Genomic DNA, 26,527 nt, shown 5'->3' with positions numbered 1-26,527 from the left:
GTCGCGTGGTGCAGATACCGGCCGGCTGGACGGCAACCGGACACCTAAGGTCAGGCAGATACCGAAGTCATGGGTTCGGACATAACGGTTGAAAATACCGCGCGCGAAATCCGCCTTCGATGTTTTCGAGTACCAATCGGCCGCCTGTCCGGCGTGCAATCTCAGATACGATGGAAAGACCCAGTCCACTACCCGACGCAACCGAATGGTCCAGCCGGTAGAACGGTTCCAGCACACGGTCGAGTTCGACGTCCGGAATACCTGGCCCCGAGTCGATAACTTCAAACATCACTTCGCCTCCTGCATGAACGACAGACACATCCACCTTGCCGCCAGTTGGCGTGTATCGCACCGCGTTGTCGACCAGATTTCGCAGCACTACCATGACTGATGACGCGTCGACGACGGCATCAACTTCATCAAAGTGCTCGAATCCAAGGTCAATATCCTTCTCATGGGCGACGCCAATTGTGGAGTTTATGACCTCCGTTGCCATTGCTCGGAGCGACACCGTCGTCTGTTGCTCCAGCGCCGCTTGTTCAGACCGTGCCAGCGCCAGCATTTGCTCCACCAGTCTATGGGTACGGCGCAACCCTGCCTGAAGAGCGAGCAGCCGCTCCCGTGCATCCGGCGACGTAATGGCGGCTCCCAGATTTCCCGCTTGCAAGGACAGGGCTGCCAACGGCGAACGCAACTCATGTGCTGCGCTGGCGACAAATCGCCGCTGCTGACCAATAGCGTCCCTCAGTCGCGCAATCAGGCTGTTTATCGACCGGACAAAGGGCAGCACTTCCGCGGCGATACTCTCCTCTGATAACGGTTGGACCGTCGCATCGGTCTGGCGGTCCACGACGGCAGCAAGACGTGTCAACGGCGCAAGTTTCGTCCTGACAATCACCACCACGACGATGAATAGCCCAGGCAACAGGAGCAGCATGGGCACGAGTGTTCTCATCGCACCGTCCCGCGCTATTTCGTCACGTAACGCGGAGGGTTCTGCAACGGCGATGCGCCCGCCGCTCCGGAGCGTCCGTATATTGACGCGCCAGCTTTGTTCATCACCGCTCAAATCATGAAAGCCGTCGCCCAGCTCCTGCGGAATCGCCAATCCAGCAGACTGCGCGACGCCTGAGGGTGCCTCGCTTAACCGGTCAATAACTACCTTGACGTCCGGGTCCTGGGAGCTCTCGATTGATTGGCGGGACCCTGTGAACGCCAACGCGCCGCTATCAATGAGCGCAGCGACTTGCTTCAGTTGCCCGTCCTGAAGCTCTCTCGCCTCCTGATACGCGAACAGGAATGAAAACCCGCAGGCAAGCACGCCAACTGCCACAATCACGCTGCCAATCCAAGCCGACAACTGCAGCGTCAGCGAGCGTGATTGTTTTCCTTGTCTACCAACCATCCCACACCTCGTACGTTGCGGATAACCGACGCGCCAAGCTTTTTGCGGATGCCGTGAATCAGAACCTCCACGGCATTGCTCTCGACCTGTTCCTGCCAGGCGTATAGTTGTCGCTCCAGGTCGCTTCGCGACAGGACCGTCCCCGGCTTCATCAACAGCGCGCTCAAAAGCGCAAACTCACGACTCGTCAACCGGCACTCGTTGTTCTCATACACAGCCATGTGCGTGGCAGCGTCGAGTGTAAGACTCCCGCTTGTCATCCTGGTATCGCCATGGTCGCCAAGCCGACGGGTCACCGCCCGAAGTCGCGCGAGTAATTCGCTGATTTCGAATGGCTTGACAAGATAGTCATCGGCGCCGGCATCCAGCCCGACTATGCGGTCCTCGACACTGTCGCGCGCTGTAAGAATAATCACTGGAGTCTTGATTCCCCCCGCTCTGAGCGACCGGAGCACGTCAATGCCGTCGCGCTTCGGCAGATTCAGGTCCAGCAGCACGACGTCGTGCTCACGTCCCAGCAACGCCCCGGTTGCCGACTCTGAGTCGCGCACCCAATCGGCCGCATACGCCGCATCCTTCAATGCCTGGATGATTGCATCGCCAATCATTTCGTCGTCTTCTACGAGGAGAATTCTCATGCGCTCCACCGAATCGAAACAGCGTGCTAAGTCAAATCTAAGTCTTGCCGATTAGTATCCGAAGCGTTTTTTGCATCGGATACCCATCGTGCCCCATGATGCTTACGATAGTAGGTTGCAAAGCGGACTTCCCGCAACCGGTCGGCAATATACCGGCGCCGTTGTACTCGCGCGAATTGCGCTTGTCACGCTGTCTGTAGTGTTGGCCGGATGTGCGATGTATGCACCAAAGCCGCTCCCGGAAACGCCCCAATGGCCGGATGACATCGCGTCTACGGCCGCACCATGGACCGCGGACCAGGTGGTTGGACGTGCGCTCAAGCATAGTCCGGATATGCGCCGCGCTGAACGCGCGCTCGATATCGCTGCTGCCCGCCAATATGCGGACGGCCTGCTGCCGGACCCAACACTCAGCTTCAGTACCGACCGCCCCGGTGCGGAGGGCTTTGTTCCTGCATTCATGGTCGGGTTGAGCTATGAAGTGTCCGCACTCGTCGACCGACCGACAAAGACGCGAGCCGCATCTGCAGGCTTTGAGAAACAGCAGCTCGCGCTGCTGTGGACGAAATGGCAGGTCGCGAACCGCGCGTATGCACTCTACGTCAGCAACGTGAGCCTCGACCGTCTCGAGAAACAAGTCGAGCCGCTGGTCGCCTATCAGAAAAGTGTCGCTGAACGAATGCCAAAGGCGCTCGCACGCGGCGACATAACGCGAGACATCGCCGTGCAGGCGGAAACCGCGTACCGAAACAGCGCGCAGCAATTCGCTACGCTGCGCCACGCGCACCTCAAAGCGGGACAGGAACTCGATACGTTGCTTGAACTTCGTCCTGGGACACACCTGGCGCTTGCGGTTCCGCCGCAGCCGCTTGAAGTCCCGGAAGAAGCGGTGTTACATGCGCTCGTCGACCTCAGCCAGCGTCGCCCCGATTTGCTAGCACTGCGCGCGGGATACGCCGAACAGGACGAACGCTATCGCGCTGCGCTCCTCGCGCAGTTTCCCAGATTAGACGTTGGCGTCACGCGAGGCCGAGACACGTCGGCCATCTACACCTCCGGGCTTACCGTTTCGGTGACGCTTCCCCTCTTTAACGGCAATCGCGGAAATATCGCGGTGGAAAAGGCCACCCGGGAGAGCCTCTATCAGGAATACACCCAACGGCTTGACGATGCGTACACCGCCGTAGACGGCATCAGCTCGGAACTGAGCCTGCTGGGTGACCAGCTTCGTAACGCACAGTCAACGGAAGCTACGCTCGAGGCGTCGGTGACGCAGGCGCGTCGCGCCTATGGCGCCGGCGACATGACTCTACCGGTATTGGCCGACCTCGAATCGCGATTGCTGACCCAACGCATCGCGACAGCGAAACTCGCGAACGCGGTACTCCAACAGCAGGTCGAGCTCTGCACCCTGATTGGCGTCAGCGCTATTGACCACCAACCGCTTCGCTAGGCCCTCCATGAAATCCGCCCGTTTGTTCATCCTCGCCGCCGTCATCATCGCATCATCCGTCGCCGGTCATCGTGCGTTCGCCGAAGAGGTCGTGACAATGCCTGCGGTACAGAAGCGCGTTGTGACCACGCTCTCCGCGCCCGCGCACGTGCAGGCCGCGTCCAATACCGTGCTGAGTGCGCCTACGGCGGGCATCGTCTCCGGCCTGCGCGTCCTTCCGGGCGAAACAGTGCGGTCCGAACAGACGATTGCGCATCTGACCGGCCCCACGGTATCAGCCGACAGCGCGCGCCTTGCGGCCGACCTGAAATCGGCGCAGATACGGGTGTCTGCAGCAACGCAGGCTGCCGCCATTGAACAACAAAAGCTTGGTGAGCAACTTAGCACGCGCGACGCCGTCGTTCGCGTGCACGCCGAACGCGACACCGCACGCCAGCAACTCGCAGCTGCGCAGTCGGCGGCCCGAAGCTATGCAAGCTTTACTGCGGTTGGCGTACCCGAGCCCGGTATTGTGACGGCGGTCAATGCGGCCAATGGTCAATACGTGAGTGCCGGGCAGGCACTGATAACCGTGGCCCCCTCCTGCGGCCTTCATGTGGTCGCGAATCTCTATGGAAGCGACGCCTCATTGGTCGCCGACGGCATGAAGGGGGTCTTTCTGGCCGAAGGCGCGGATGCACCCATTGACGTGGTGGTTCAACGCACGTCGTGGAGCGTTACCGCACCCGGTCAACTGGACGTCTGGCTCAATGCCGCTTCGGGTCACGCTCTGGTGGCGGGGACGGTCGGCACAGTTTCTTTAACCACATCTGACGACAAACGGCTGGTCATTCCATCCACAGCGCTCGTGCTCGATGGTGGCCAGTGGTGGGTGCTGGTGCATGACAGGAGTGGCAACCAGCGGCGGCATGTCTTTCCGGGGCCCTCTGATGGCGGCTGGACGTCAATCGTACAGGGGCTCTCGCAGGATGAACGGGTTGTATCACAGGACGCGTATCTGCTATTCCACCAGGATTTTGCTACGCGCTACCAGCAAGCCGACTGATGCTCCCTGCCGACAGGAACATGCTCAACGACATTGTCAAGCGCCCTCTCCTCTGGGTCATGCTGTATGGCGCGCTGATTGCGTACGGCATCTACGCGCTCATCAACATTCACGCTGAAGTCCTGCCGCAGTTCAACATGCCACAGGTGAGCATCATCGCCCAGTTGCCCGGTGCGACGACGTTAGACCTGGAGGGACTGATAGCCCGGCCAATTGAGGCCGAACTTCAGTCGCTACAATCGCTAAGCGACGTACGGACTGTCGTAGGCCAAGGCTCCGTCAGGATTGAAGCACGTTTCGCAGAGGGGACTGCCGCAACAGGCGCGCTGCAAGACGTCAACGGCGTCATCGGGCGCATCAACGGCTCGCTGCCAAATGGCGCGACCTTGACAACGGAAATCTCCGGCAACGCGATAAATGAGGTTGCCGACTATGCTGTGCAGATTCCTGACGGTGTCGACGCGTCAATGGTGCAACGTGTCGTCGAGTCGAATCTCGCTCCTCGCATCCGGGCGGTTCCAGGTGTACAACGCGTGTCGGTGGCCGGACCTGGCCAGGATGCCATATGGGTCCGCCCCGACCTCCTGAAAATGCAACGCTTTAACGTCTCTGCGTCGACACTCGCTGCGTCGCTCGGGGCTGCCACGGGCATGATGCCCAGCGGGTACGTCGACCTGGGCCACCAGGACATTTTTGTTGAAGGAAGAAGCCTGCCGACGCAACCGTCCGACTATGCGGGCGTATCGCTGCCGACACCCGGTGGCACCATTCCTCTAGGCGCGATTGCCGACATAGTCCGTTCCGCGCCTCCATCTCACCACTCCGTCAAACTTGACAACAGGCCTACCATCGCGCTGGTTGTGTTCAAGCAGCCGGACGCCTCAACGCTTCCGGTTGTCAACGACGTCGACAGGACACTTCATGAACTGGAGCCCCAGTTACCCGGCGGCGCCCGTTTCGTGCGCATCTACAGCCAGGGACATATCGTCGGCGTGGTCGCCGCTGATTTGAGCCGCAATCTCGCTATCGGCGCTGTACTTGCCGTTGCGGTCCTGTTCTGGATGCTGGGCGCGAGCCGTGGAATATGGACGGTGGCCCTGAGTATTCCCCTCTCGCTTCTGCTCGGCATCGCCGGGCTGTACCTGGCCGGACAAACGCTGAATTTACTGACGTTCGGCGCCTTGTCGGTAGCCGTGGGGCTGCTTGCCGACGATGCCATCATTGTGCTGGAAAGCATCTACCACCGGTGGGAGGCCGGCGACGCCCGGTGGGAAGGCGTTGCGCGTGGCTTACGTGACATTGCCGGGCCTGACATTTCCGGGACGATGACGACCGTCGCGGTGTTTCTGCCGCTTGCGTTCGTGGGCGGCCTGGCGGGACTGTTCTTTGTTCCGTTTTCGCTGGCGATGACGGTGAGCCTGATTGCATCACTCATCATTTCACTAAGCGTGATTCCGCTGGTGCTGGGATTCATCGGCCCTCATGCGGAAAAGCGCACATCATCAGGTGCGCACGCAGTCGCGTGGCTCAAGAACCATAACCTCCGTCTGTTCGAATTTACCCTGCGTCGCCCCAAGCGCTCGCTCTGGGCATGCGTGGCCATTTTCGCGGTCTCTATTGTGGGACTGGCGCTGGTTCCCGTGGATTTTTTGCCGCTGCCAAACGAGGCCGCGCTGCTCGAAAGCTTTACCCTGCCACCAGGCACTTCGCTGCATGATGCTCAGGACGCCGCGGACCGCATTAGCGAGCGATTGCGCGGACTCGGGCCCGTCGCCCATGTGTTTTCACGCGTGGGCTCGGCGTCGGGAACCTCCTACACGGAACCCGCTTACGCTGGCGAGATTCAGATTGCTCTGAAGCCGAATGTGAATGCAAGCAGTCTCGACAAAATCGGTCAGCAGGTTCTCGACGCGTCGAGGCTCCCTGCCCTACAGACCGCAATTGGCACGCCGACGTTGGAGCGGGTGGGCGAAACGCTTTCGGGCTTGCCGCAACCGTTCGTTATCGACGTGTACGGCGATTCCATTGCAACCTTGCAGTCACTCTCGTCGGAAGTCACGCGTCGACTCGCGGGCGTGCCCAATCTGTCGGGCGTGTTCAACAACGACGGCTATCCAATTACCGAATTGCAAATCACGCCCAAGCCGAACGGCTTGACGCTCCATGGCATCACGCCTGCACAGCTCTTCTCCCAGTTGCATATCCTGCTGGCCGGGCAAACGGTTGCCACGGTCCCCGAAGGCAACGGCCACGTGAATGTGTTTGTCAGACTGGCCGACCCCACACACCTGTCCATCGAGCAGCTAAGGCAGCTTCCGGTGATGGCTAATGGGTGGACCGCCCTGAGCGATGTGGCCGATGTCCGCATGGCGACGGGACCCAATGTCATCAGGCATCTGAACGGGCTGCGCGCGATTGAGATACTCGCGACGCCAACTGCCCCGCTCGGACAGGTGATTTCCGCCTCCAAACGGGCGCTTGCGACGCTTTCGTTGCCGCCTGGCTACGAGGTGAAGTTTGGCGGCCTGTATCCGCAACTCGAACGTGCGGCAATTAACGTAGGTATTGCGGCAGTGGTCGCACTCGTGCTCATGCTGGGTATCCTGACACTGCAGTTTGACGGCTTGCTCGTGCCGGGCCTGCTGTTGCTGCAAATGCCGCTGGCGTTTTCCGGAGGCGCAATCGCGCTGGTGGTCAGCGGGGTTGGCCTGAATGCAATCGGCCTGATTGCCTTTCTCACCCTGATTGGGGTAAGCCTGAACCACGGCATCGTGCTACTGCAACTGGTGAAGCGAAACGAAGCGCAGGGGATGTCTGTCACTGACGCCGTACGCGATGCGGTTGAGGTGCGCTTCCGGCCGATTCTCCTGACTGTCCTGACAGCGTCACTGGGTCTGCTGCCGACGGCACTCGGCTTCGGCAAGGGCGCAGCGCCCGAACAGGGGTTGGCCATCGTTACGCTGGGCGGGTTAGTCTGGAGTGGCCTGCTCAGCACAAACCTGTTGCCGGCTCTTTATGTGTACAGGCGCGAGAAGCAACGTCAGAAGACACTGTAGGGACACGCGAGACCATCGCTGCGTCGTTGGTATCGCTTCATAATGGCGCTATATGAATGACCGACCCCACCGCTGCTAAATCTGACACTTGCTACATCGAGAAACGATGCAGACCAAACCCGCGCCGAGCAGCAGCACACTACGCCAAATCCCCCGTGGCATCTGGATGCTGGGTTTCGTCAGTATGTTCATGGACATCTCGTCGGAAACCGTTCACAGCCTTCTGCCGATGTTCCTGGTGACGAGTCTGGGTGCAAGCGCAACGATGGTCGGCCTGATTGAAGGCGTCGCAGAAGCCACAACACCCATCGTGAAGATGTTCTCCGGCGCACTGAGCGACTACCTCGGCAACCGGAAATGGCTTGCGGTCATCGGATACGGCATAGGGGCGTTGAGCAAGCCACTGTTCGCTCTCGCGCCGACGGCAGGCATCGTGCTTGCCGTGCGTGTTGCAGACAGAATCGGGAAAGGCGTGAGAGGCGCGCCGCGCGATGCGCTCGTGGCTGACATCACGCCCACGCATCTGCGTGGTGCCGCGTACGGACTGCGTCAATCACTCGACACGGTTGGCGCTTTTCTTGGCCCGTTGCTGGCCGTCGGATTGATGCTGTTGTGGGCGGACAACTTCCGTCGAGTGTTCTGGGTAGCCGTGATTCCGGGTCTTGTCGCCGTGGCATTACTGGTATTTGGTATCGGCGAACCTGCGCGCCACGCTGGCGTAAAACGCGTCAACCCATTGACGCTTGAAAATCTGCGGAAGCTGAGTCGCCCCTACTGGGGAGTCGTGTTCATCGGCGCAGTGTTCGCGCTCGCGAGGTTCAGTGAGGCATTCCTTGTTCTGCGCGCCATGCAGGGCGGTATACCGGTGGCACTGGTGCCTCTCGTGATGGTCGCGATGAACGTCGTGTATGCGGTATCGGCCTATCCGTCTGGAAAGCTTGCCGACTCGATGAGCCACAACTGGCTTCTGGCTGTTGGCCTCGTAGTGCTCTTCGCATCGGATATCGTGCTTGCCCACGGAAGCCAGTGGCCGGCCGTGCTGCTGGGCGTCGCGCTTTGGGGCTTGCACATGGGGCTCACACAGGGTCTGCTGGCGACGATGGTCGCACATGCAGCACCTTCGGACCTCAAAGGCACTGCATTTGGGTTGTTCAACCTGATGACCGGTCTCGTGACCTTGGTCGCCAGTTTAGTCGCAGGCGAACTGTGGGACCGGTTCGGAGCGAGCGCGACGTTTTACGCGGGAGCAGGGTTTTGTTTGCTGACCCTGTGTGCTCTGGCTATCGGCGCAGGATTGCGCCGATAGCGCGCTTTCTGGAGGACCATAGAGGCGAACGTTGCACCGGACCAGGTGGGGCCGATGTCGTTACGAGTCTGCGCGCGACATGAGATTTCGATTCGCGCGACATTGTACAGCTGTATTCCAGATACTTCGCCAATCAAAAAGTGACGCACGTCGCCTATCCTTGCCAGGCCTCACCTGCCAGAAGCGTCGCGTCCAGGCTGGTCTCGGGGTACATGGCGAACATCGGTGCCGCTAACCACATAGACAACCGACTCGGCGATATTGGTCGCGTGGTCACCAATACGTTCGATGGCTTTAGCGATAAACAGGTAGTCCAGTCCAATCGAGATTGTCCGAGGATCTTCCATCATGTACGTGACGAGCTTGCGTACGAAGGCTCGAAACTCGTTATCGATGGCCTCGTCATCCCGGATAATCTGTGCTGCTGCAACGGTATCCATCCGCGCAAATGCATCCAGCGCTCTCCGAAGAATATGTAAGGCCATTTCGCCGGATACCTTGATTTCAGCGATGTTGATGCTCCGTGCATTAGCTTCCATGGCAATGCGGCGCGTCCGCTTTGCAATCTTCCGGGCCTCGTCACCTGCACGCTCAAGGTTGGTGATGCACTTCGACGTGGCCATCAGGAGTCGCAGGTCACGCGCGGCGGGCTGTCGACGAGCGATGATGTTGCAAACTTCTTCGTCGGTTTCTATTTCCATCGCATTGAGCCGACGTTCGCCCTCAAGGACCTGCTCAACAAGTGACAAATCGAACGTGTTCATTGCCTCGATAGCGAGCGCGATCTGTGACTCCACAAGGCCGCCCATTTCGAGCAACCGGCTTGAGAGCAGGTTGAGGTCGACATCAAATTTTCTCAAAATATGCTTGTCCGACATGTTCATTCCCCGGCCGAGGCGACCAGCGACATGGTCCGCAGTTGCCTGCAGTATCGTATCGGGTTCGGAAAATCTGCCCGCTCGCACCAGACTTCGATGCATGACGGATGCCAGGTCATCAAGCTCGACGCGTACGATAGCGCTCGCAACCGTATTAGCGTATGCCTACGTTTCGACATAGGCAACAACGCCTACGCGCCTGGTACGAAAAAGAAGGCCCGGAATCGCTTCCAGGCCCGAGAAAGGTGGTCATGGCATAGCTCCTTCGGCTCGAAACGTGACTGAGCCGAGCTTCGCCAGCGGTGATAACCACCTGCGTGGTCGAACAAATGAAACAGCCCGACATGCGAGCGTCTCGAACGTCAGAAACGGAATTCCGCTACCGCCCTGCCTGCGCGAAAATTAGCAGCCTCTCCTTAAGGGCAGCTTATGCAGTGACGAAACGCTCTGAAGGGCTGCGCCTTTCGACATTGGCAAAAAAGGCGCGTCAGGTAGCCCCAGTTTTGAGCTTTGGCTATCCGGCAAGGTGTCATCGTCCGGAACTGCGCAATCCGGGTGCATCGCATCGGTCACGAGCACGCTACCCGCGGCGCGGTCACCGGGTCAGGATATTTATTCTTTTGAGTCCGATTTCCGCGTAACGGGGCGATGGCATCAACTTCCGCTTCATTTTTTTCCGCGGTCGTTAGTGTGGATATCGCGGCCCCAGTCAAAGTTTCAGGCCCATGTCCATTGACAATGCACGTTGCCGTCTTTCCATCACGAAGGCGTACCTGTTTGGTGTAGCTCATGGCGGGACTTGCGTTTGCATACGTAGTTGCAAGCAATAGCGCCATCGTCGAAAAGACGCAAAGGCCACTGGATTTCATTTGACTCTCCTTGTTGACCGCCCGACGAACGCTCGAGCCTTTCAAAACGGTACCGAACACATGAACCGGAAAGTTCGGTACCGACAAGGACAGTCTGCGGCGAGAGACCTTAAGCCGTCGTGAAGCGAAAACCGACGTGGATGTCTTCGCACTTACAGGTAGAGGGTACAACTGGCAAATCGGGCGTCGGTTACTACCCAACTTTGACAAGCATCGGACGAGGCCTGCATTGCTCGTCGCAGGTGGTCATGTGTGTGGATGCCAGCTCGGCTCGAGGCGCGCACTTGATGACCGCGCCGCAGGCGGACTGTCTGCAGGAGCACGGCGCAATCCGCTTACAGAGACCTTGAGCCCTTGCCCATCCGTTCGATTGAGCACAGAGAGCTCAGCGTGATGCTTTGCCGCCACCTTTGCTGCGATGGCTAACCCCAGCCCGCTGCCCTGTCCAGTTGTATTTCCTGCACGATAGAACCGGTCCAACACGCGCTCAAGGTCGGCCGTCGGTATGCCAGGTCCGTTGTCGACAACCTCCAGCGTTACTTCGGCATCGCTCGCGCAAAGTCGAACATCGACTTGCCCGCCAGGTGAGGTGTACCGAATGGCATTGTCGACGAGATTTGTGAGCATCGTTGTCAGTGAGGTCTCGTCTCCATTCACGACGATTGGGCTTTCCATCGCCGCAGGACCAGTACATTCCAGACCCAGGTCAATTCCCTTGTGTTCTGCCAGCACGGAGAGTTCGCCGACTACATGGGCAGCCACACGACGAAGGTCGACATGTCCCGCGCGCGCGCTGGCCTCGGCATCCTCACGCGCAAGGGTCAGCAACTGCTGGACGAGATGGATTGCGCGATTCACCCTTTCCTCCAGTTTGCGCAGCAGGTCCTCGTCGCTCAGTTTCGCGTGGTCCCGTCGTGCAACCTGAATCTGGAGCTTCAGCGCCGTCAACGGAGTTCGAAGTTCATGTGCCGCGTCCGCAACGAAAACGCGCTGCGCATGCAATGCACTGTCGAGACGTACCAGTAGGTCATTCAATGCCTCAACCAGCGGCTCGATTTCAATCGGTATGGCATTGGCCATATCGATGGGTGCCAACGTTTCAATCGAACGAGTTGCCAAAGACCTGGAGATGATATTCACAGGCCGCAACGCTCGCTTCACAACCAGCAAGACCAGGGCGATTTCAAGTGGCAGAATCGCCAACAATGGCCAAAGCGTCCTTGACGCCTGTGTCAATGCCGACTCGTCACGGACGGACATGGGCTGTCCAACCTGAACAAAACGGGAAGCCTGCTGTAGACCGAAAACCCGATAGTGACGCTCACCCACTTCGATGGACTGAAATCCCGCGTGCTGGCGTGGCAGCTTTGCGCTTGGGAGCGATTCATAGGTCAGATGGTTTGACGCGTCCCAAATCTGGATGACGACGCGGTCATCCTGTAATCCCTCGAAGTCGCCAGACTCTCTATTCGCCAATTCTGTATCGGCCACCGACTGCGGCAAAGAGATGGCGACGGAACGCAGTTCGTAGTCAAATAGCTCGTTCGCCTCTTCCAGCGCGCTTCGGAAGATGCCGTATCCCGCAAGAGCGCTCATTGCACCGAGCCCCAAAATCAGGCCAACCAGGAGTTGTGTGCGCACCGACCTCATACTGTCCCCGCCAGTCGATAGCCGATACCTCGAATGGTTACAATCTGCTCAGCACCGAGCTTTTTTCTGAGATTGTGGACGTGTACCTCGATGGTATTGCTCTCTACCTCCTCGTTCCAGCCATAGAGCTTCTCCTCCAACTCTGCTTTGCTATATACCTTGCCTGGCTCCTCGATAAGCGCGCGCAATAAACTGAATTCGCGGGAGACCAGTGGGATGGCTGCGCCACGAAGCGTGACCTCGTGCGCGACCTCATCCAGTGTGAGCGCACCGTGAACGTACACGGGTCGGGATTTCCCGGCGCGTCGCCTAAGCAGGGCACGCACCCGAGCAGCCAGCTCATTCAAATCGAATGGCTTGATAAGATAGTCATCGGCACCAGCGTCCAGCCCCGAGATTCGGTCGGTCACCGCATCCTGCGCCGTCATGATGATGACCGCGGCGCTTCCGCCGCTGGCTCGATAGCCTCTCAGAACGGTCAGGCCGTCCTGCTTCGGCAGTCCCAGGTCCAACAGGACGAGGTCATACACGTCGTTTGCGAGTGCCAGTTCCCCTGCTCGACCATCTTCTGCCCAATCGACTGCATGACCGAGACCCCGCAATGCGTCAAGAACGCTCTCGGCAATCATCGTGTCGTCTTCGACTATTAGTAAGCGCATGTGTGGTCTCCTCGACTGAAGAGTGTGCATCACGCGAGCTTAAGGTTTTCTTATGCGGGGGCGGAGTCGGACGCATGCAGCCTGTCTGCCCAAACGGTCCCGAACGCAGAAACTGTCGGGGATTCGACAGCCGGGCTGTCGTAGGATGCCCAGGCGCGGAAACGCGCATCGCTCCGTCCGATACAACGGCGAGCAGCGTCAGCGAAAGATCGGAGTTTCATCAGACTTCGAGGCAATTTTTCGCGGCACCTACAGCATGCGTCGGAGCAGGCGGTCCTTGAATCCGATTTGATGCACGAGAACAGCGAACACGTGCAACCCAATCAGTATTAGAAGAACCGTGGCGCTTGCGCTGTGCCACTCGCCGATGGACGCACCCAATGAGTCTGGCGTCGCAAGCTGTGGCATATCCCACACGCCGGCTAACCTGACGGCCCAGCCTCGGCCGCTCGCGTTTAACCATCCGAGCAGGGGAACGAGCAACAGAAGCGAGTACATCAAAACGTGAACCGCCGCCGCCAGAAACCGGAGTGCGCCATGCTGGTCAACGGGGCCTGGCGAGCGGCGCATTGCAACCCATACAAGCCTTGCGGCGAATATGGCCAGAAGCGACGTCCCGATGCCAATGTGCCATGCGACCAGACCAGCCGGGGTCTTCACTGAATCAGCGTCCGGCATCAACCATCCAAGGCTGAACTGCGTCACCAGAAGCAGCAAGCTGAGCCAATGAAGTACCCGCGAAACCGCGTCGTAGCGGGCCGGCGTGTCGCGGAAGCTTACTGTGTTTTGAGTATTCATTTTTTGACTGAATCAGAACCGGGAAAAGAAGGCGTCGCGTCGGACGTTCGAACAGCGGGTTCTTCCTGCACGAACGCACGACAGAATGGCCGTGACACGGTGAATGGGAAGTGCGCTTCGCCGACCCGCCTGGAAACTTAGTCACAAGAGCTTGTGATAACCAACCCGCCAATTGTTCTCACAGCATCGAGCACAGGCGACACCATCACGCTCTTTCCGCTGGCGTGAGGTCACGCCCACAGGATGCTGCATGCATTGGGCTTAAGGGATACTTAAAGGATTCGAAAAAAATCTGCTGTCGCACGATGAGCGACGTGTTCAGCTGAAAGCGTCTGCTCTCGGCGACGGGCAGATATCGTCTGGCGCTCAGAGATAGCGTTGGCCTCATTGGCATTCGACGCGAGGAAGGCCGTCTTGCGTTGTGAGCTTTCGTGTCCCCAGAACCTGTCAGCGCAAAGGCAGAGGTGCGGGAGCCGGCCCGCAGTCAGACGGCACATGCGACGACATCACCTTCGCTATCCATTCGACATCACCTGATGCGTTAGCGTGCGTCCAACGCCGAATTCGCGTTAAGGAGGAGTTAAGGATATCTGCCTATTCTGAACGCAAGCACTAGACGAAACGTCAGAGCCCGCCACAAACAGGCATCACGTTGCAAATGATGCCTCTCGCTGCCGTCAAGGCTGACGGACAGACAAACATTTCAAGAGCCGATGGTTCCGTCACAGGGACCATAACGAAACATGGTGCACCGGTCCGTATGAAAACTGGTCACTCGCAAGCTTTGGGAGAAGTTCCCCCCGCCAAGTTTGTCGTCCAGACAACGACATGCGCCCAAGCCTGCCGACCGACCAAATATTTTTGGAGAACCATCAATGAAAACGCTTGTATCTGCCATCATCTTTGCGTCCGCTCTCGCCATTCCGGTAATGTCATTCGCTCAGCAAACGAACGGCCCCTTGACGCGTGCAGAAGTACGCGCCCAGCTCGTCACCGCCGAGCAGGAAGGCCTGATACATCAATCAAATTCGCAATATCCAAAAACGGCTCCTGCGTCGTCAAAAACCGCAACGGCATTCGACATCTCGGGGTACGGCCCAACTGCCAGCGGTTCGTCGCAAACAGTCAGTCCGGCGATGGCTTTGAGACCTTCGTTGTATTCTCATCACTAACCTGCGGGTGACTGCGCGCTCGACGTTCGCCACAAAAACGTACCCATTGCAGCAAGGGAGTGTCCGCATTGCTTAATCGCACGCGGCACGGCGCGCTCAATCGATTTGTGGCAGGCCTTGCCCACTATAGCGTGGCATGACGTCATTCGTCCTGTCCGCATTGAGGCCCTCTGTCGCAATCCGAATACCATATAGAAATCCGAAAATCTGAAAAACATGCTCAACGCAGGGGCCGTTTTAAGGCTGGCTTAATTTTGCTCTGCGAGCATTCCAAAATATCCCCCCTGTTGAGCCGTCAGAGTACCGGCGGCGTTTTTTTGATGCAGGACGGACACCGCCGATGCGGCCTGTAGATGCTATGCGCGCCTGCCTGCAATAGAGCGCAGCAATCTCAAGCTTTCGACCCCGGCGCTGTCGTCCAATGTTCGCGCGCCTAAAACCGCACATGCGTCGCCAGCCATATCCGCAACGCCCGTCGGCGAGCTGAGAATAATCAAGGTTCGGCTACTGGTTGCCCGTTTCGACCACTTGCCTATCGTCCAAGAACAGCCAATTCGTGGCGGCAGAGCTTGAGATTTCCTTACGTGACAGGCGTTTCGAAAATGGTGCACGGATACGGGCGCCCGCAAGAGGACTACCGCGACCACGCACATTCCGGGGACTTCGTTGAAACTCCTACCATCATGATGCCAGCTGAACAGCGGACTTCAACGCTAACTGATACACGTCACAATCGACAGGTCTCCACGGGTCGATTGGTATGCCTCGCCGCAATCATCGGAGCATGCACGTTTGCAGCTCATTGAAGGTGCGTGACGCGGATGCGGAGCGACACGGGTAATCGCGCTGCCGGATTCGATGAGGACATGCGATGCACAAGCCGAATCAGGACCCCGGCGACCCGTTCGCCTCGTTGCGAGCAATAGCCAGTCGATACGACGACGTGCACGAGGGCCCAATGTTCTGGTGTCCGGGCTTCTTTATGGGCACAACGATGGTCGCCGGCGTCTACGACAACCAGATACTGCTCAGGCTACCGGAAAATCGAGTAACCGCGCTACTGGAAACCCCTGGCTGCTCCCAATTCAAACCATACGACCGGGAGCCCATGCGGCAATGGCTGGTATTTGGCGTAAGCAGCCCGGCGTACCAGATGCTCCCGGAACTCTTCGAGGAGGCAGTGTCATTCGCATAGGTGACGTCCCACAGCAGCAAACGGCGCCGCAATGTGCCAAAAAGAAAATAGTTTCGCCAGCAATCCTGACGTCAATTTACGTCGCTCCATCACCGACGCAATAACCGCCACAGCATCCCGCATGGTATCCGCAGGGGCCGATGGCAGCGTCAGCCGTATCGGCAGCAACATAGCCGACTGCCGACACGACCCATGCGAAGCCGGCTGTGTAGCGCGACGCAGTCAACAGGGTGCCCCGAGTCTTGCTGTTTTGCTGGCTATCGCAACGCGAGCGGCGCAACCATGTTGGGTCTTGAATGTCGAATATCGAACTAGCGCTTATCGCTGGTTAGACAGAAATGCTGACCACTGCGCGCATGAAGAAGTGTGCTGGGCCGGGGATTCGGACTCCTGCCCGACGAGTGGCACGAGGGACGGATGCTTCCGCTACCCACAGCGACAGGTCAACCGTCCCTTTGACTTGCTGCCGCCCGGCCAGGAAGGCCGTTGGTTTATGGCTGGATATGCGATGAGTTCCAAAGATTCAGATGTCGTCAGCGTGATTCCTAGCGCGCTTAGCATCGTCGCCATGGCGTATGGCACTTATGGACTCGCGTCGCATCAGCATCTACATATCATGTATCTGATGCTCGCAGCGCTCGGCATAATCGCCTGCACGCTGTTTGAAGACAGATTGCCGCCTGAATCTTAGCCAATCGACTCGCGGGCGAATTGAACGGGCGGCAACATTTCGTATTGCTTGCACACGACCCGCGAGTGCAATCGCAAGGCCGTCCAAAGAATGCGTCCAGATACTGCGCGCAACCCGTTACTGCCGGACCAGCGTGCGTGCCGGCAGTAACGGGTTGCCTGAGCACCCGATGCCGTAGCACTTCTTTCAGCTTGAGCGCGCTCTCCCCGCGTTTACACTGATTCCCGATTTAAGTCTGCTTTAAGCCTACTTTCATAGATTGGACTACAACCCGACGAAAATCACGATGTGTCGCAGCGCAACGTAGCGCGGTAATGCTGCGGGGTTGGACCTGGTCAGATTCCGCGGATGCGGCCTGGTGAATATACGTGTGATTGCGGCGCATGCATTCAAGCTGAAAGTGGACGCAGTCAGGCGTGTTCAGCCGTCCGTTCAAACGGGAGAGCAGGTCCGAAGTTGGGGGAGTCGAACCTTGCCGACCGACAAGGTGCCGACAGTTGGGACCCGGTTCCCGCCGGGTCCGCTTTTACTTTCGGCGGTACGTGCAGCAAGGGGGGTGAGTATCCGGTCTACAGAAACAATTGGAGCGAGCGATGGGGTCTTGTGAGCCGCAATTCAACGTCATCCGGCACTAACGTCGTTGTCCCTTGGCCCCGCGACATTCTTTCATTGCTCGCAAGCGGCCGGGGACCTCACCATCGCTTATTCGCAATCATCGAAATTTACGCATCAGTTGACGGAAGCCAAATTGTCGGCGCGGTGCTCGCAAACAACGATGCATGTCCGTCATACAGGAAAGCAGTTGCTACTGAGAGAATGCCATGAAAGCCCCCCATACAAGAGATGCTGCGAGCGCGAGTCCTTACACACTCCAGAACGTCGACGCCGCAATCGCCGATATTGAGCAGGTCTTATGCGCAGAAGGCGCCGACTCTCTTTTTGTTCAGGCTTACTGGCGCGGCCGTGCTCTTCAGGCATGTGCGACGCCGGGGCTCGCGCCAACGCAACTTGAGCGGCTACAGCGCTTGCTTGGCCGCCTCCCGACCAACTCAAAGGTATCGAGTGCCGGTAGCACGTTGCCCGAAAAACATTCGTCCGAACCGCCTAAAATATAACCGACACGGCGCGGCCGCTCGACGTCCGAAGTCTGTAGCAATCGTTTCAAGGGCGTGCGCGAGTATGTGCGCCGATGTCACGTATTCAGAGCTTACGCCTGGGACTTCAGGTCGCGCACTTTTTGTCCCTTGCTAACCAGCCGCGTGTGCCGTTCAACGAACCGAACGCGCAATGTCGGTTGTCCGCGGAAAATGTTCATAACATTTGCGGGAAACTGTTCGGCATTGCACGAGCGTTTGTCACCCAAATTGCAGCAAGGCAAGCAGCCTCTTAACAGGAGAGCAAGGGACCGGGCAGCAACCGGTGAGCGGGAATTTCTCGTTAGCGAACGTGAGATGTCGGCAAATGCTGTAAGACCCGCGGCTCGACAGCGGACATGTCTGCATGCAGGCCGAACGACTGGAAGCAAGGCAATAGCCTACTTCCAGAGAAGGAACAAAGGCCACGGCTCCCCGACAGAACAACAACCCTCGACGCATGCACAGCAGCAACTCAGGTTGGCTGCCGTCTCAGCTTCACGCGCTCAACCAGCTCGAAGATGGCCATGCCTGCTAGCATCGCGACGACAAAGCCCCACGCCTTGGGAAAGCCAGCACCCAGCGTGACTAGCGCTGGTCCCGGGCAAAACCCCGCAAGCCCCCAGCCCACGCCAAATATCGCGCTTCCCAGCACAAGTCTGCGCGTTACGGTAGTACCGGCAGGAATCTGCACGGGCAACCCAAGCAGCGATTTTTTTCGCCGTTTTGCAAACCGGAAGGCAATGGAGGCGACCGCTATCGCACCGAGCATCACAAATGCGAGTGACGGGTCCCATCGTCCAGCGATGTCGAGAAATCCCAGCACCTTCGCCGGATTGGCCATGCCGGACACCATCAGGCCGACGCCAAACAGGAGCCCGGACAGTAACGCGGTGAGCAAACCCATCTCAGCCTCCCAGCAGATGTCTGGACACGAACACGGTCAGAAAACCGCTTGCCATGAATGTTGCCGTCGCGACAAGCGAACGGATGGACCCGCGCGAGATGCCGCAGACACCATGGCCGCTCGTGCAACCGCTCGCGTAACGCGTGCCGATGCCAACAAGAAGTCCCGCGGCGAGTATTTCGCCCCACCCAGCCTGGATATCGGGCGCTATCGGATTACCAAGCAAGCCTGCCAGCACAGGTGCCCCTACAAGCCCTGCAAGAAAAGCGACACGCCATCCCGCATCTTTCTGTGGCGTGCCCAGCAGGCCGCCGAGAATACCGCTGATGCCAGCGATACGTCCATTGAAGAAAACAAGCACAGCGGCGGCGGCGCCAATCACCAGGCCGCCAGTCAGTGACAGGCCCGGCGTGAAACTCGCGATATCAATCGACATGAGCCCTCCTCGTTTTCATTGGGCGCAAAACTGGTCGTACAGCACGTTCATGACCGCAATCGCTTCCTTGCTCGCGATGGAATAAAAGATGCTTTTCCCCTCTCGCCGGGTCTCGACGAGTTCGTTATCGCGAAGTACGCCGAGTTGCTGGGAGAGCGTGGGCTGACGTATGCCCAACTGTTCTTCCAGGTCGCTCACACACAACTCGCCCTGGGACAACTGGCACATCAGCAACAACCGGTCAGGATTGGCCAGAACCTTCAGTAGCGCACAGGCTTTCTCTGCCGAGGCCTGCATCACCGAAAGGTCGATTGGGGCGGACCTCTTCCTCATCTCATCATCCTATAATTTACACACACATATTATATTGAATAATAGATTATTTATGAATAGAATGGGTAGCATCTGAGGAGGTCAGGATGCAGCCCATCGTTCAACCGTTCTTCGACCCGGTCACCGGCACGGTCACGCACGTGGTTTTCCAGTCCGGGCATCCAGAATGCGCAGTCATTGACCCGGTCCTTGACTACGACCCCAAAGCAGGACGCACTTCAACGACGAATGCCGACAAGGTCATCGAGTTCGTTCGCCAGCGCGGCCTGCGCGTGCAGTGGATTCTGGAGACCCACGCGCACGCAGACCACCTGTCGGCGGCGCATTATTTGCGGGGCGAGCTCGGTGGGAAGATTGCGATTGGAGAGCACATTCGCACCGTTCAAGGGGTCTTCAGGAAGCTTTTTAATCTCGAGCCCGGATTTCATGCAGACGGGTCCCAGTTCGACTATCTGTTTCGCGAAGACGAGGAGTTTTCCATCGGTGGCCTGACGGCAAAAGCGTTGTATGTGCCGGGCCATACCCCCGCAGACACGGCCTACCGGATTGGCGACGCGGTCTTCGTGGGCGACACGCTGTTCATGCCGGATGTCGGTACCGCACGCTGTGACTTCCCCGGCGGCGATGCGCACAGGCTATACGGGTCGATTCGAAAGCTGCTGGACCTGCCGGGCAACACCCGGCTCTTCATGTGTCACGACTATCCACCCGAGGGCCGGAAACCCGAGTGGGAAACTACGGTGCTCGCGCAGCGTGCGCATAACATCCATGTGCACGACGGCGTAACGGAAGAGCAGTTTGTCAGCATGCGCGAAGCACGCGACGCAACGCTAGCGATGCCCGTTCTTATCCTGCCATCTGTGCAGGTGAATATACGGGCTGGCGATTTTCCACCTACCGAGGAAAATGGCACCCGCTACCTGAAGATTCCCTTAAACGCACTCTGATTTGAACGCTATTCAGCACCGACTCGTCAGCGGCCCGAGTGTTCAGTTTGAGCTACGGAGACAACGCCGCAGCGCCGGTAAAAGCACGAAATTGCGCGGCCTGGTTAAAGTGTCGCGGCCAAAGGCTTTCTGAAATCGCATCATTTTCGCTTAAGCATCCGTACTTTACCCTGTAGTCACCGTTTGCGAACAGGGCTGTTCGCAACGCGAGAAACTGTGGAGGTACGAATCATGAAATCACTTCAAGCTGTCGTTATAGCCGCCGTGCTGGCGACACCGGTCGCTTCTTTTGCTCAGCAGTCGAATGCACCGGTCACACGAGCAGAGGTACGCGCCGAACTCGTGCAGTTGGAGAAGGCCGGATACAACCCGGCAAAACGCGATAACGCTACCTATCCGGCCGACATTCAGGCTGCCGAAGCACGCGTCGCGGCTGAAAATTCCTCAATGCAGGCCGCTACGCAAGGAGTGGGCGGAGTCACAAGCGGTGCGGTGCAGTGGGGCCAACGCACTTCCGCCTCTACCACTTCGGGCCTACTGTACAGACACCACTGATGTGGTCCGGCTCGTCTGATGGCTGCGTGCAGCTCATGGGGAATTAACGACGAGCCGTAGCCAATTGGCTGTCAACAGTCTCTACGCACTGCGCGAAGTGACCGTCAGCACACGGCAGTGGCGTAGTTCAATGTCGAAATTGCGACAGGTATCGGACCGATGTGGCCTTGACCAACGCATATGTAGCGCTGGTCAAGAGTGCCCCCGTCACGTATCTCACGGTTTCCTGCTCTTCGGCGCCCGGCTTGCGTGTTGCACAAAACTCCGCTTTGCGGCGGTCATTTCAGCTTCGACCTTTCGGAGCGTGGAAGTTCGCGATGCAGTGAATGCGCCTCGCCAGCCAGCTTCTCCAGAATCGGACAGTCAGGACGTGAATCGCCTTTACAATGGGCTGCCAGGTGCCCCAGCGTATCGCGCATTTCCGCCAGTTCCTGAATGCGCAGGTTCAAGTCGGCAATATGCTCATTTGCGAGCCGTTTGACCTCGCTGCTGGACCGGCTACGGTCCTGCCAAAGAGCCAGCAGCATCGCAATCTGCTTCGTGGAAAAACCAAGATGCCGAGCCTGCTGGATGAAGTGCAGCAACTGAACATCCTTGGGCGTGTATACCCGATAGTTCGCCCCTGTCCGCGAGGCAGCCCGAATCAGGCCGGTTTCCTCGTAATGGCGAATCATCTTGGCGGACATGCCCGACGACTTCGCGACCTCGCCAATATTCATCGCTTTCTCCCGTCGACACGGCCATACAACCGGTACAGATTATTTTTGACCTTCCCGTCGTGGAAAGGTCAAGGAGTTTCAATCGGCGACCGCTTTCGCGGTGATAGACTCGCCGGACAACCAGAATCCGCCACAACACGGACGCGCTTCGCACGCTAATCGAACACTGTAAGCCCCGCCGGCACCTTCCAGGCATGGTTTTTATGGCCCTGGCGGCTTAAGAGCTTCGGGCACATCCGTCAAGGCATCCGGTAAGTCGAAGGAAATCAAATCAAGTGGGCGGCAACGCGTCTCGCAGCTCATCGCTCGCAACGGTAGTCGCGTCCATCGCGGAGCAACACCAGATTTCCAAAGGAACAGACTACGCGTTCCTCTGGAAGCCAAAACTGCGCATCCCCGACATTTACGAGCATCCAGCGAACCAACGTGCCTTCGCCAAATTGCTCGACTCATGCGACCCATTGAAGCGATTGCCAAATCGCTTTATGCCATCGGGATACGGCGGACGTCCTGTCCGCCGTCGTTTGGTTCAGGGAGCCGCTTCTGAGGCAGTGCGCACCCGGAAAAAATGCTCTACCGGGAGGACAGCGACGATTCCGTCCTCTCCCGAGACACCCTTTGCGACGTCCATAATTTCCCGCACCAGTGCGTCAACGCTTTCGCTCTGAGTGAAGACTTCAATCTTGATGTGCTCGGTCGTCCAGTCGTCCGAGAAGAGGTTCGGATGCGCTCCGAATCCCTTGACCCGGGTGACGGTAAGGCCATGAATATGGACTGCCGACAACCGCCGCTCCAGCACCTCAAGAATACCGGGCCGAACAATCGCAACAACGCATTTGAGTTCCATGTTCTCCTCCGTGACCAATTGGGGCGATGCTGCAGTCGTCTATCCTTTCGGCGCCCACTTCGCATCAACCGCTGCCTGAATCTTGCCCGCGTCTTGAACTCCAGCCTGCGTCATCTGATACGCAATCTCCGCGGTTCCCTGACAGACCGCACACGTCACCGCCATCTGGTCTTCGAAGCACTGGAGATTGGAACGATGCACACCGCGATTTTCGCAACCGCACCAGCAGTAGAGCTTATTGAGAGTCGCAGGAATCTGCGTTGCGACCCAGTACGCGTGCCTGACATCCTTGTCGGCGAACTGATTCGGATTCAACACGTGAGAGGCATCTGACCTGCCACTCGGGATGATACGCAATCCATCCGAACGCAGCATTCCGACGCGCCAGGCGGATGTCTGCTGTGCTTGACCGGATGGTCCCTCCGCCTTCACTGCCGACGCGGTCTCATACCGCACAAGAGACGGCCCCCAGACCATGGCCAAAGGTATCGCGACAACCATGGCAAGCAGGAACAGCAGGTGCAGTAAAGTTTTTCTGGGCGGCTTGACGCGCTCAGCGGACCTGACCGCTTTCTTTTCGGGTGTATGACGATTCATTCTGTATCTCCCAATTCGCAAACGGGTGTCACGGCTGGAGATGCATCGCCTGGCTGCACGAATGCAATCCGTGCATCATGCTGACATGCATCGCCGTCATGCCGGCCGCACCAAGTACGGCGATGAGGCCGATGACCGCAAAGATGCCGATGATGAAGTTCAATATCGGCTTTCCGCTAAACATGGTTCGCTCCTACGCTGCAGGAGCACGGCACAACGACCATCCATGTCGCACCGGCCCCACGCGACGCCATCAGAAAGATGGCTGAATTACGACTTGCTCCTGTCCACCACGTGACCTGGCTTCTCCTGACTATCGGTGTGCGACTGCATCGCGCGCATCATGAACAGCATCGAAAGCGGGCAAATCAGCGCGCTGGCTATCACGATGAATGTGCCGAGTGCTCCTCTTAACTGAGGAAGCGCCCAGTACCCGAGCGCCAGAACCAATGCGAGAGCAAGGGCAGTCGCCACCATCGTCTTCGTGTTGCACTTCATGGTTGAATCCTTATGGAAATTGGGATGGAGGTTCGTCGTTGAGAGACGAGTTCATTACTTCGATGGTGCCGTTCCAGCCTGGTCGGAGTACTTGAGCATGATGTCGCCCATCGCCCGCATCATCTCGCCATGCATGCGCATTGCTGTCTTCGGGTCCATACCCATGTTTCCGCCCATCATTGGACAGCTGCCCATCATTCCGCCCATGCCCATCATGCCGCCCATCATCGAACCATGTTCCCGGCTCTGTGCAGATGCGCCAGGGTAGTTGCTGGTGCCGCCTCCCGTTGCAGCCACGCTGACAGCGCTGGTTGCCAATAACAGTGTGGACAAGGCTGCCGCACGTAGAAATTTCGTGTTCATGTAACTCTCCGGATTCGGTTTAATCGTGTCACTGCAAAAAACAGCTGAGGACGTACAGCTCGACGGCCGTCACGTTTGCAGCAGGCGTGCGCGAGCCACGGTGAGTAACCGGTCGAACCTGTTCGATTCAGGAGTTACAGCAAGCGCGGCGGCGGGGCCGGCAGTTCAGGAATGAACTGTTCGGTAAGGGAGCGGACGACAGCCCGATAGACAGATGAGGAAGGTGCCGTGATAAATGCATACGTCACGGGTATGGCAGGCGCGCCGCAGACAACGCCACCCATGTTGCCATGGCATACGGGCTGAGCAGTCACAGTGTGGTGGTTCGCACCTTGCTCGCACGCGACCATGTCCGGCACGTGCGAGGCATGCGTCTGCTGATGCTTGGCCGTCGACGACATTGCCGGGCAAAGTGCCGCCTGCGCCGGGTAGCCGAGCAGCGGCAACCACGCAATCAGAAAGCACGCGACGAGTTTGGCCCAGACTTTCATAAAATCCAGTATAGGCGGTGCCGCAGGACGCTGCTACGGTTTGCCGCAAGACTTGTGCGTTGCATCACGTTACCCTCCCCATTGTTTCAGGTGTGCGAGGAACGCGTCTGCGCCGACGAATCCCGCGAGTTGGGCATCGGGCTGCTGCCGGCCGTCCCTGTCATAGAAAATCAGGGCCGGCGGCCCAAAAAGCCCAAAACGCCTCAGCATGGCAGTGTCCTCTGCCGCGTTCCTGGTCACATCGATGCGCAGCAGTTTCCAGTGAGCAAATTCGCTGACTACGCGCGGGTCGGTGAACGTAAAGTGCTCAAGCTCCTTGCAGCTGATGCACCAGTCCGCATAGAAGTCGACCATCACAGGTCGCCCTCTCGCTGCCTGGAGCGCCTGGTCCAGTTCGGCATTTGACCGTATCGTCTCAAACTGTGCGGTCGACTTCCCGTCCACATTGCCGCCTGTCGATGAAGCTCGCATCACGCCACCGAGTGGTGTCAGAACGTCGAAGTTGCCCGATGCAATACCAATAAATTCAGTAACTCCGGCGACCAGCAGGAGCACACCTAAGGCCTTTCCCACACGGAAAATTCCAGGCGCATCGTGCGGTAACGGGTCAATCGCCCGGAGCATCATGCCGCAGGCGGTCAGCAAAAGCGCGACCAGCATCATCAACAGCCAGCCTGGCAGCAGCGAATAGACGAACCACAAAGCCGCGGCGAGCAGCATCACGCCGAGCGCGTTCTGAATCGCAACCATCCAGTGGCCAGACCTGGGCAGGATGCGCGCACCGAAGGTGCCGACGAGCAGCAGCGGAATGCCTATTCCAAGGCCCATCACATACAGGGCCAGTGCTCCGCCGACCACATCGTGGCTGTTGGCGATGTAGAGCAGCGCACCCGCGAGGACCGGTGTCGAACACGGACCGACAATCAGTGCGGAGAGCATACCCATCACGAACACTGGAAAGATGCGTCCGCCGGGCAGACGATTACTCCACGTCGCGATTCGGGTTTGCCAACTGGTCGGCAACTGTACCCGGAACACGCCGAACATACCCAGTGCAAAGACGACCATGAGCAGTCCAAAACCGGCTAGCACCCACGGCTTTTGCGTTACGGCGACCAGCGGAATGCCGATTAGAGCTGCAATGGTGCCGGCGGCCGCGTAGGCAATTGCCAGCCCCTGGCCATAGGTGAACGACAGCAAGAAGCCGCGCCATAAGGACGCCTGCTCCCGCGTTCCGCCGATTACTGCGGTCACTATCGGGATAAGCGGATACATGCACACCGTGCCTGCCATCAACAGACCGGCGAACAGAAAACCCAGCAACTCAGATAGTGAAATGCCATTCACGGGATGCAGATTGATTCCCAATGACGTCGCCGTGGGCGACTGGCTTTCGCCGACGCTCGGGAATTCGGCAGTGTTGCCGGCTGTCGCCACGGGCATAACAGAGCCGTCGGCAGCCACACGATAGCTTCGTGTTTGCGGCGGATAACAGACGCCCAGGTCTGCGCATCCTTGCGATGTGACGGACAGTACGACGCTGGCCGCTATCGCACGAGGCAACGCAATGCGGATTTGCACCGGTCGGTGGTAGACCGTGACCACGCCGAATGTCGGGTCATTTTTCAGCTCGCCGGGCGGCATCTGGTCCGGCTTTATCGGTACGCCGTCAGCAGCAAAGCTGAACCTGTCCCGGTACAGGTAGTAGCCCAGGTGTGTATCGAAATCGAGCACGACCTGTTGTGTCGCACTGAGCGTAACCTTCAGCGGAAATGCCTGGTCAGGCGGCAGTAAATCGGACTCGTCCACCGCGTGGGCGGCGAGTGACGTCAGTACGAATAGCAAGCCGACTGCGATGCGCAACGCGCGATTGAGCGTATCTCCCA

The 26,527-nt window shown here is 58.4% G+C and carries 26 protein-coding genes and 1 pseudogene; 10 read left to right on the top strand and 17 right to left on the bottom strand.

Annotation, left to right across the window (positions count from 1 at the left end; translation table 11 throughout):
- Nucleotides 1-67: 67 nt before the first annotated feature.
- Both HWX91_RS17435 and HWX91_RS17430 read right to left on the bottom strand, forming a co-directional pair.
- Complete coding sequence (locus tag HWX91_RS17435; protein ID WP_028197475.1) at nucleotides 68-1,405, bottom strand: ATP-binding protein; 1,338 nt, start codon at nucleotides 1,403-1,405, stop codon at nucleotides 68-70.
- The gene (locus HWX91_RS17430) at nucleotides 1,369-2,043 is read right to left on the bottom strand and encodes a response regulator (RefSeq protein WP_028197474.1); all 675 of its coding nucleotides are present in this window, start codon (nucleotides 2,041-2,043) and stop codon (nucleotides 1,369-1,371) included. Before HWX91_RS17430 ends, HWX91_RS17435 begins: the two co-directional genes overlap by 37 nt.
- Nucleotides 2,044-2,260: 217 nt before the next feature.
- On the opposite strand from HWX91_RS17430, the gene HWX91_RS17425 reads away from it, so the two are divergent.
- The 4 genes from HWX91_RS17425 (at nucleotide 2,261) to HWX91_RS17410 (ending at nucleotide 8,903) form a co-directional block, all read left to right on the top strand.
- Nucleotides 2,261-3,496, top strand: a complete 1,236-nt coding sequence (locus HWX91_RS17425; RefSeq protein WP_028197473.1) for a TolC family protein — start codon at nucleotides 2,261-2,263, stop codon at nucleotides 3,494-3,496.
- Nucleotides 3,497-3,503: 7 nt separating this feature from the next.
- Nucleotides 3,504-4,541 carry an efflux RND transporter periplasmic adaptor subunit gene (locus tag HWX91_RS17420; RefSeq protein WP_081833115.1) on the top strand — a complete coding sequence of 346 codons (1,038 nt, stop codon included), beginning with the start codon at nucleotides 3,504-3,506 and terminating at the stop codon, nucleotides 4,539-4,541.
- A gap of 20 nt (nucleotides 4,542-4,561) precedes the next feature.
- A complete protein-coding gene (locus HWX91_RS17415; RefSeq protein ID WP_028197471.1) occupies nucleotides 4,562-7,597 on the top strand; it encodes an efflux RND transporter permease subunit in 3,036 nt (1,011 codons plus the stop codon).
- Nucleotides 7,598-7,703: 106 nt separating this feature from the next.
- Nucleotides 7,704-8,903, top strand: coding sequence for an MFS transporter (locus tag HWX91_RS17410; protein ID WP_028197470.1), 1,200 nt, complete (start codon nucleotides 7,704-7,706; stop codon nucleotides 8,901-8,903).
- A gap of 170 nt (nucleotides 8,904-9,073) precedes the next feature.
- Here the strand turns inward: HWX91_RS17410 and phoU are convergent, their stop codons facing one another.
- The 4 genes from phoU to HWX91_RS17390 all read right to left on the bottom strand — a co-directional run bounded on the left by phoU (nucleotide 9,074) and on the right by HWX91_RS17390 (nucleotide 13,757).
- On the bottom strand, nucleotides 9,074-9,781 hold the full coding sequence (gene phoU / locus HWX91_RS17405) for a phosphate signaling complex protein PhoU (RefSeq protein ID WP_028197469.1): 708 nt from the start codon (nucleotides 9,779-9,781) through the stop codon (nucleotides 9,074-9,076).
- A 1,115-nt stretch (nucleotides 9,782-10,896) separates the two neighbouring features.
- Nucleotides 10,897-12,300, bottom strand: coding sequence for an ATP-binding protein (locus tag HWX91_RS17400; protein WP_042275415.1), 1,404 nt, complete (start codon nucleotides 12,298-12,300; stop codon nucleotides 10,897-10,899).
- Nucleotides 12,297-12,959: a response regulator gene (locus HWX91_RS17395; RefSeq protein WP_028197468.1), complete on the bottom strand. Its 663-nt coding sequence runs from the start codon at nucleotides 12,957-12,959 to the stop codon at nucleotides 12,297-12,299. The genes HWX91_RS17400 and HWX91_RS17395 overlap by 4 nt, the downstream gene beginning before the upstream one ends.
- 249 nt (nucleotides 12,960-13,208) lie before the next feature.
- The gene (locus tag HWX91_RS17390; RefSeq protein WP_028197467.1) at nucleotides 13,209-13,757 is read right to left on the bottom strand and encodes a cytochrome b; all 549 of its coding nucleotides are present in this window, start codon (nucleotides 13,755-13,757) and stop codon (nucleotides 13,209-13,211) included.
- 875 nt (nucleotides 13,758-14,632) lie between these two features.
- On the opposite strand from HWX91_RS17390, the gene HWX91_RS17385 reads away from it, so the two are divergent.
- The 3 genes from HWX91_RS17385 to HWX91_RS17375 all read left to right on the top strand — a co-directional run bounded on the left by HWX91_RS17385 (nucleotide 14,633) and on the right by HWX91_RS17375 (nucleotide 16,815).
- The gene (locus HWX91_RS17385; protein ID WP_025496695.1) at nucleotides 14,633-14,929 is read left to right on the top strand and encodes a DUF4148 domain-containing protein; all 297 of its coding nucleotides are present in this window, start codon (nucleotides 14,633-14,635) and stop codon (nucleotides 14,927-14,929) included.
- Between the two features lie 871 nt (nucleotides 14,930-15,800).
- Nucleotides 15,801-16,124: a hypothetical protein gene (locus HWX91_RS17380; RefSeq protein WP_052660753.1), complete on the top strand. Its 324-nt coding sequence runs from the start codon at nucleotides 15,801-15,803 to the stop codon at nucleotides 16,122-16,124.
- A gap of 508 nt (nucleotides 16,125-16,632) precedes the next feature.
- Nucleotides 16,633-16,815 carry a hypothetical protein gene (locus tag HWX91_RS17375; protein ID WP_028197466.1) on the top strand — a complete coding sequence of 61 codons (183 nt, stop codon included), beginning with the start codon at nucleotides 16,633-16,635 and terminating at the stop codon, nucleotides 16,813-16,815.
- A gap of 1,608 nt (nucleotides 16,816-18,423) precedes the next feature.
- Here the strand turns inward: HWX91_RS17375 and HWX91_RS17370 are convergent.
- The 3 genes from HWX91_RS17370 to HWX91_RS17360 are packed head-to-tail and all read right to left on the bottom strand — an operon-like array spanning nucleotide 18,424 to nucleotide 19,624.
- The gene (locus tag HWX91_RS17370; protein WP_025496692.1) at nucleotides 18,424-18,855 is read right to left on the bottom strand and encodes a YeeE/YedE family protein; all 432 of its coding nucleotides are present in this window, start codon (nucleotides 18,853-18,855) and stop codon (nucleotides 18,424-18,426) included.
- A gap of 1 nt (nucleotide 18,856) precedes the next feature.
- Nucleotides 18,857-19,291: a YeeE/YedE family protein gene (locus HWX91_RS17365; protein ID WP_028197465.1), complete on the bottom strand. Its 435-nt coding sequence runs from the start codon at nucleotides 19,289-19,291 to the stop codon at nucleotides 18,857-18,859.
- A gap of 15 nt (nucleotides 19,292-19,306) precedes the next feature.
- Entirely contained in the window at nucleotides 19,307-19,624 is a 318-nt protein-coding gene (locus tag HWX91_RS17360; RefSeq protein ID WP_028197464.1) for an ArsR/SmtB family transcription factor, read from the bottom strand.
- Between the two features lie 86 nt (nucleotides 19,625-19,710).
- Here HWX91_RS17360 and HWX91_RS17355 point away from each other — a divergent pair, with 86 nt between their 5' ends.
- Both HWX91_RS17355 and HWX91_RS17350 read left to right on the top strand, forming a co-directional pair.
- Nucleotides 19,711-20,571, top strand: a complete 861-nt coding sequence (locus HWX91_RS17355) for an MBL fold metallo-hydrolase (protein ID WP_028197463.1) — start codon at nucleotides 19,711-19,713, stop codon at nucleotides 20,569-20,571.
- A 231-nt stretch (nucleotides 20,572-20,802) separates the two neighbouring features.
- Complete coding sequence (locus HWX91_RS17350; RefSeq protein WP_028359581.1) at nucleotides 20,803-21,126, top strand: DUF4148 domain-containing protein; 324 nt, start codon at nucleotides 20,803-20,805, stop codon at nucleotides 21,124-21,126.
- Nucleotides 21,127-21,404: 278 nt separating this feature from the next.
- Here the strand turns inward: HWX91_RS17350 and cueR are convergent, their stop codons facing one another.
- Complete coding sequence (gene cueR / locus HWX91_RS17345) at nucleotides 21,405-21,845, bottom strand: Cu(I)-responsive transcriptional regulator (protein ID WP_042275411.1); 441 nt, start codon at nucleotides 21,843-21,845, stop codon at nucleotides 21,405-21,407.
- 125 nt (nucleotides 21,846-21,970) lie between these two features.
- On the opposite strand from cueR, the pseudogene HWX91_RS40725 reads away from it, so the two are divergent.
- Nucleotides 21,971-22,303 (top strand): annotated as a pseudogene (locus tag HWX91_RS40725) (type II restriction endonuclease); the annotation flags it as partial.
- Nucleotides 22,304-22,374: 71 nt separating this feature from the next.
- Here HWX91_RS40725 and HWX91_RS17340 read toward each other — a convergent pair.
- The 7 genes from HWX91_RS17340 to dsbD all read right to left on the bottom strand — a co-directional run bounded on the left by HWX91_RS17340 (nucleotide 22,375) and on the right by dsbD (nucleotide 26,504).
- The gene (locus HWX91_RS17340) at nucleotides 22,375-22,692 is read right to left on the bottom strand and encodes a P-II family nitrogen regulator (protein ID WP_025496007.1); all 318 of its coding nucleotides are present in this window, start codon (nucleotides 22,690-22,692) and stop codon (nucleotides 22,375-22,377) included.
- Nucleotides 22,693-22,731: 39 nt separating this feature from the next.
- A complete protein-coding gene (locus tag HWX91_RS17335) occupies nucleotides 22,732-23,289 on the bottom strand; it encodes a PCYCGC motif-containing (lipo)protein (RefSeq protein ID WP_028197462.1) in 558 nt (185 codons plus the stop codon).
- 28 nt (nucleotides 23,290-23,317) lie between these two features.
- A complete protein-coding gene (locus tag HWX91_RS41085) occupies nucleotides 23,318-23,452 on the bottom strand; it encodes a hypothetical protein (protein WP_255246790.1) in 135 nt (44 codons plus the stop codon).
- A gap of 107 nt (nucleotides 23,453-23,559) precedes the next feature.
- The gene (locus HWX91_RS17330) at nucleotides 23,560-23,787 is read right to left on the bottom strand and encodes a DUF2933 domain-containing protein (RefSeq protein ID WP_025496754.1); all 228 of its coding nucleotides are present in this window, start codon (nucleotides 23,785-23,787) and stop codon (nucleotides 23,560-23,562) included.
- A gap of 54 nt (nucleotides 23,788-23,841) precedes the next feature.
- Nucleotides 23,842-24,150, bottom strand: a complete 309-nt coding sequence (locus tag HWX91_RS17325) for a hypothetical protein (protein WP_025496753.1) — start codon at nucleotides 24,148-24,150, stop codon at nucleotides 23,842-23,844.
- 134 nt (nucleotides 24,151-24,284) lie between these two features.
- Nucleotides 24,285-24,641 (bottom strand): hypothetical protein, encoded by a 357-nt coding sequence (locus tag HWX91_RS17320; protein ID WP_025496752.1) that lies wholly within the window; start codon nucleotides 24,639-24,641, stop codon nucleotides 24,285-24,287.
- Between the two features lie 69 nt (nucleotides 24,642-24,710).
- Nucleotides 24,711-26,504: a protein-disulfide reductase DsbD gene (dsbD, locus tag HWX91_RS17315; RefSeq protein ID WP_244144080.1), complete on the bottom strand. Its 1,794-nt coding sequence runs from the start codon at nucleotides 26,502-26,504 to the stop codon at nucleotides 24,711-24,713.
- Nucleotides 26,505-26,527: the final 23 nt, after the last annotated feature.

It is taken from the genome of Paraburkholderia fungorum (genome assembly GCF_902833645.1).
Taxonomy (GTDB): Bacteria; Pseudomonadota; Gammaproteobacteria; order Burkholderiales; family Burkholderiaceae; genus Paraburkholderia; species Paraburkholderia fungorum.
The sequence above is the reverse complement of the archived record's forward strand: the minus strand, read 5'-3'. Positions and strand labels throughout refer to the sequence as shown.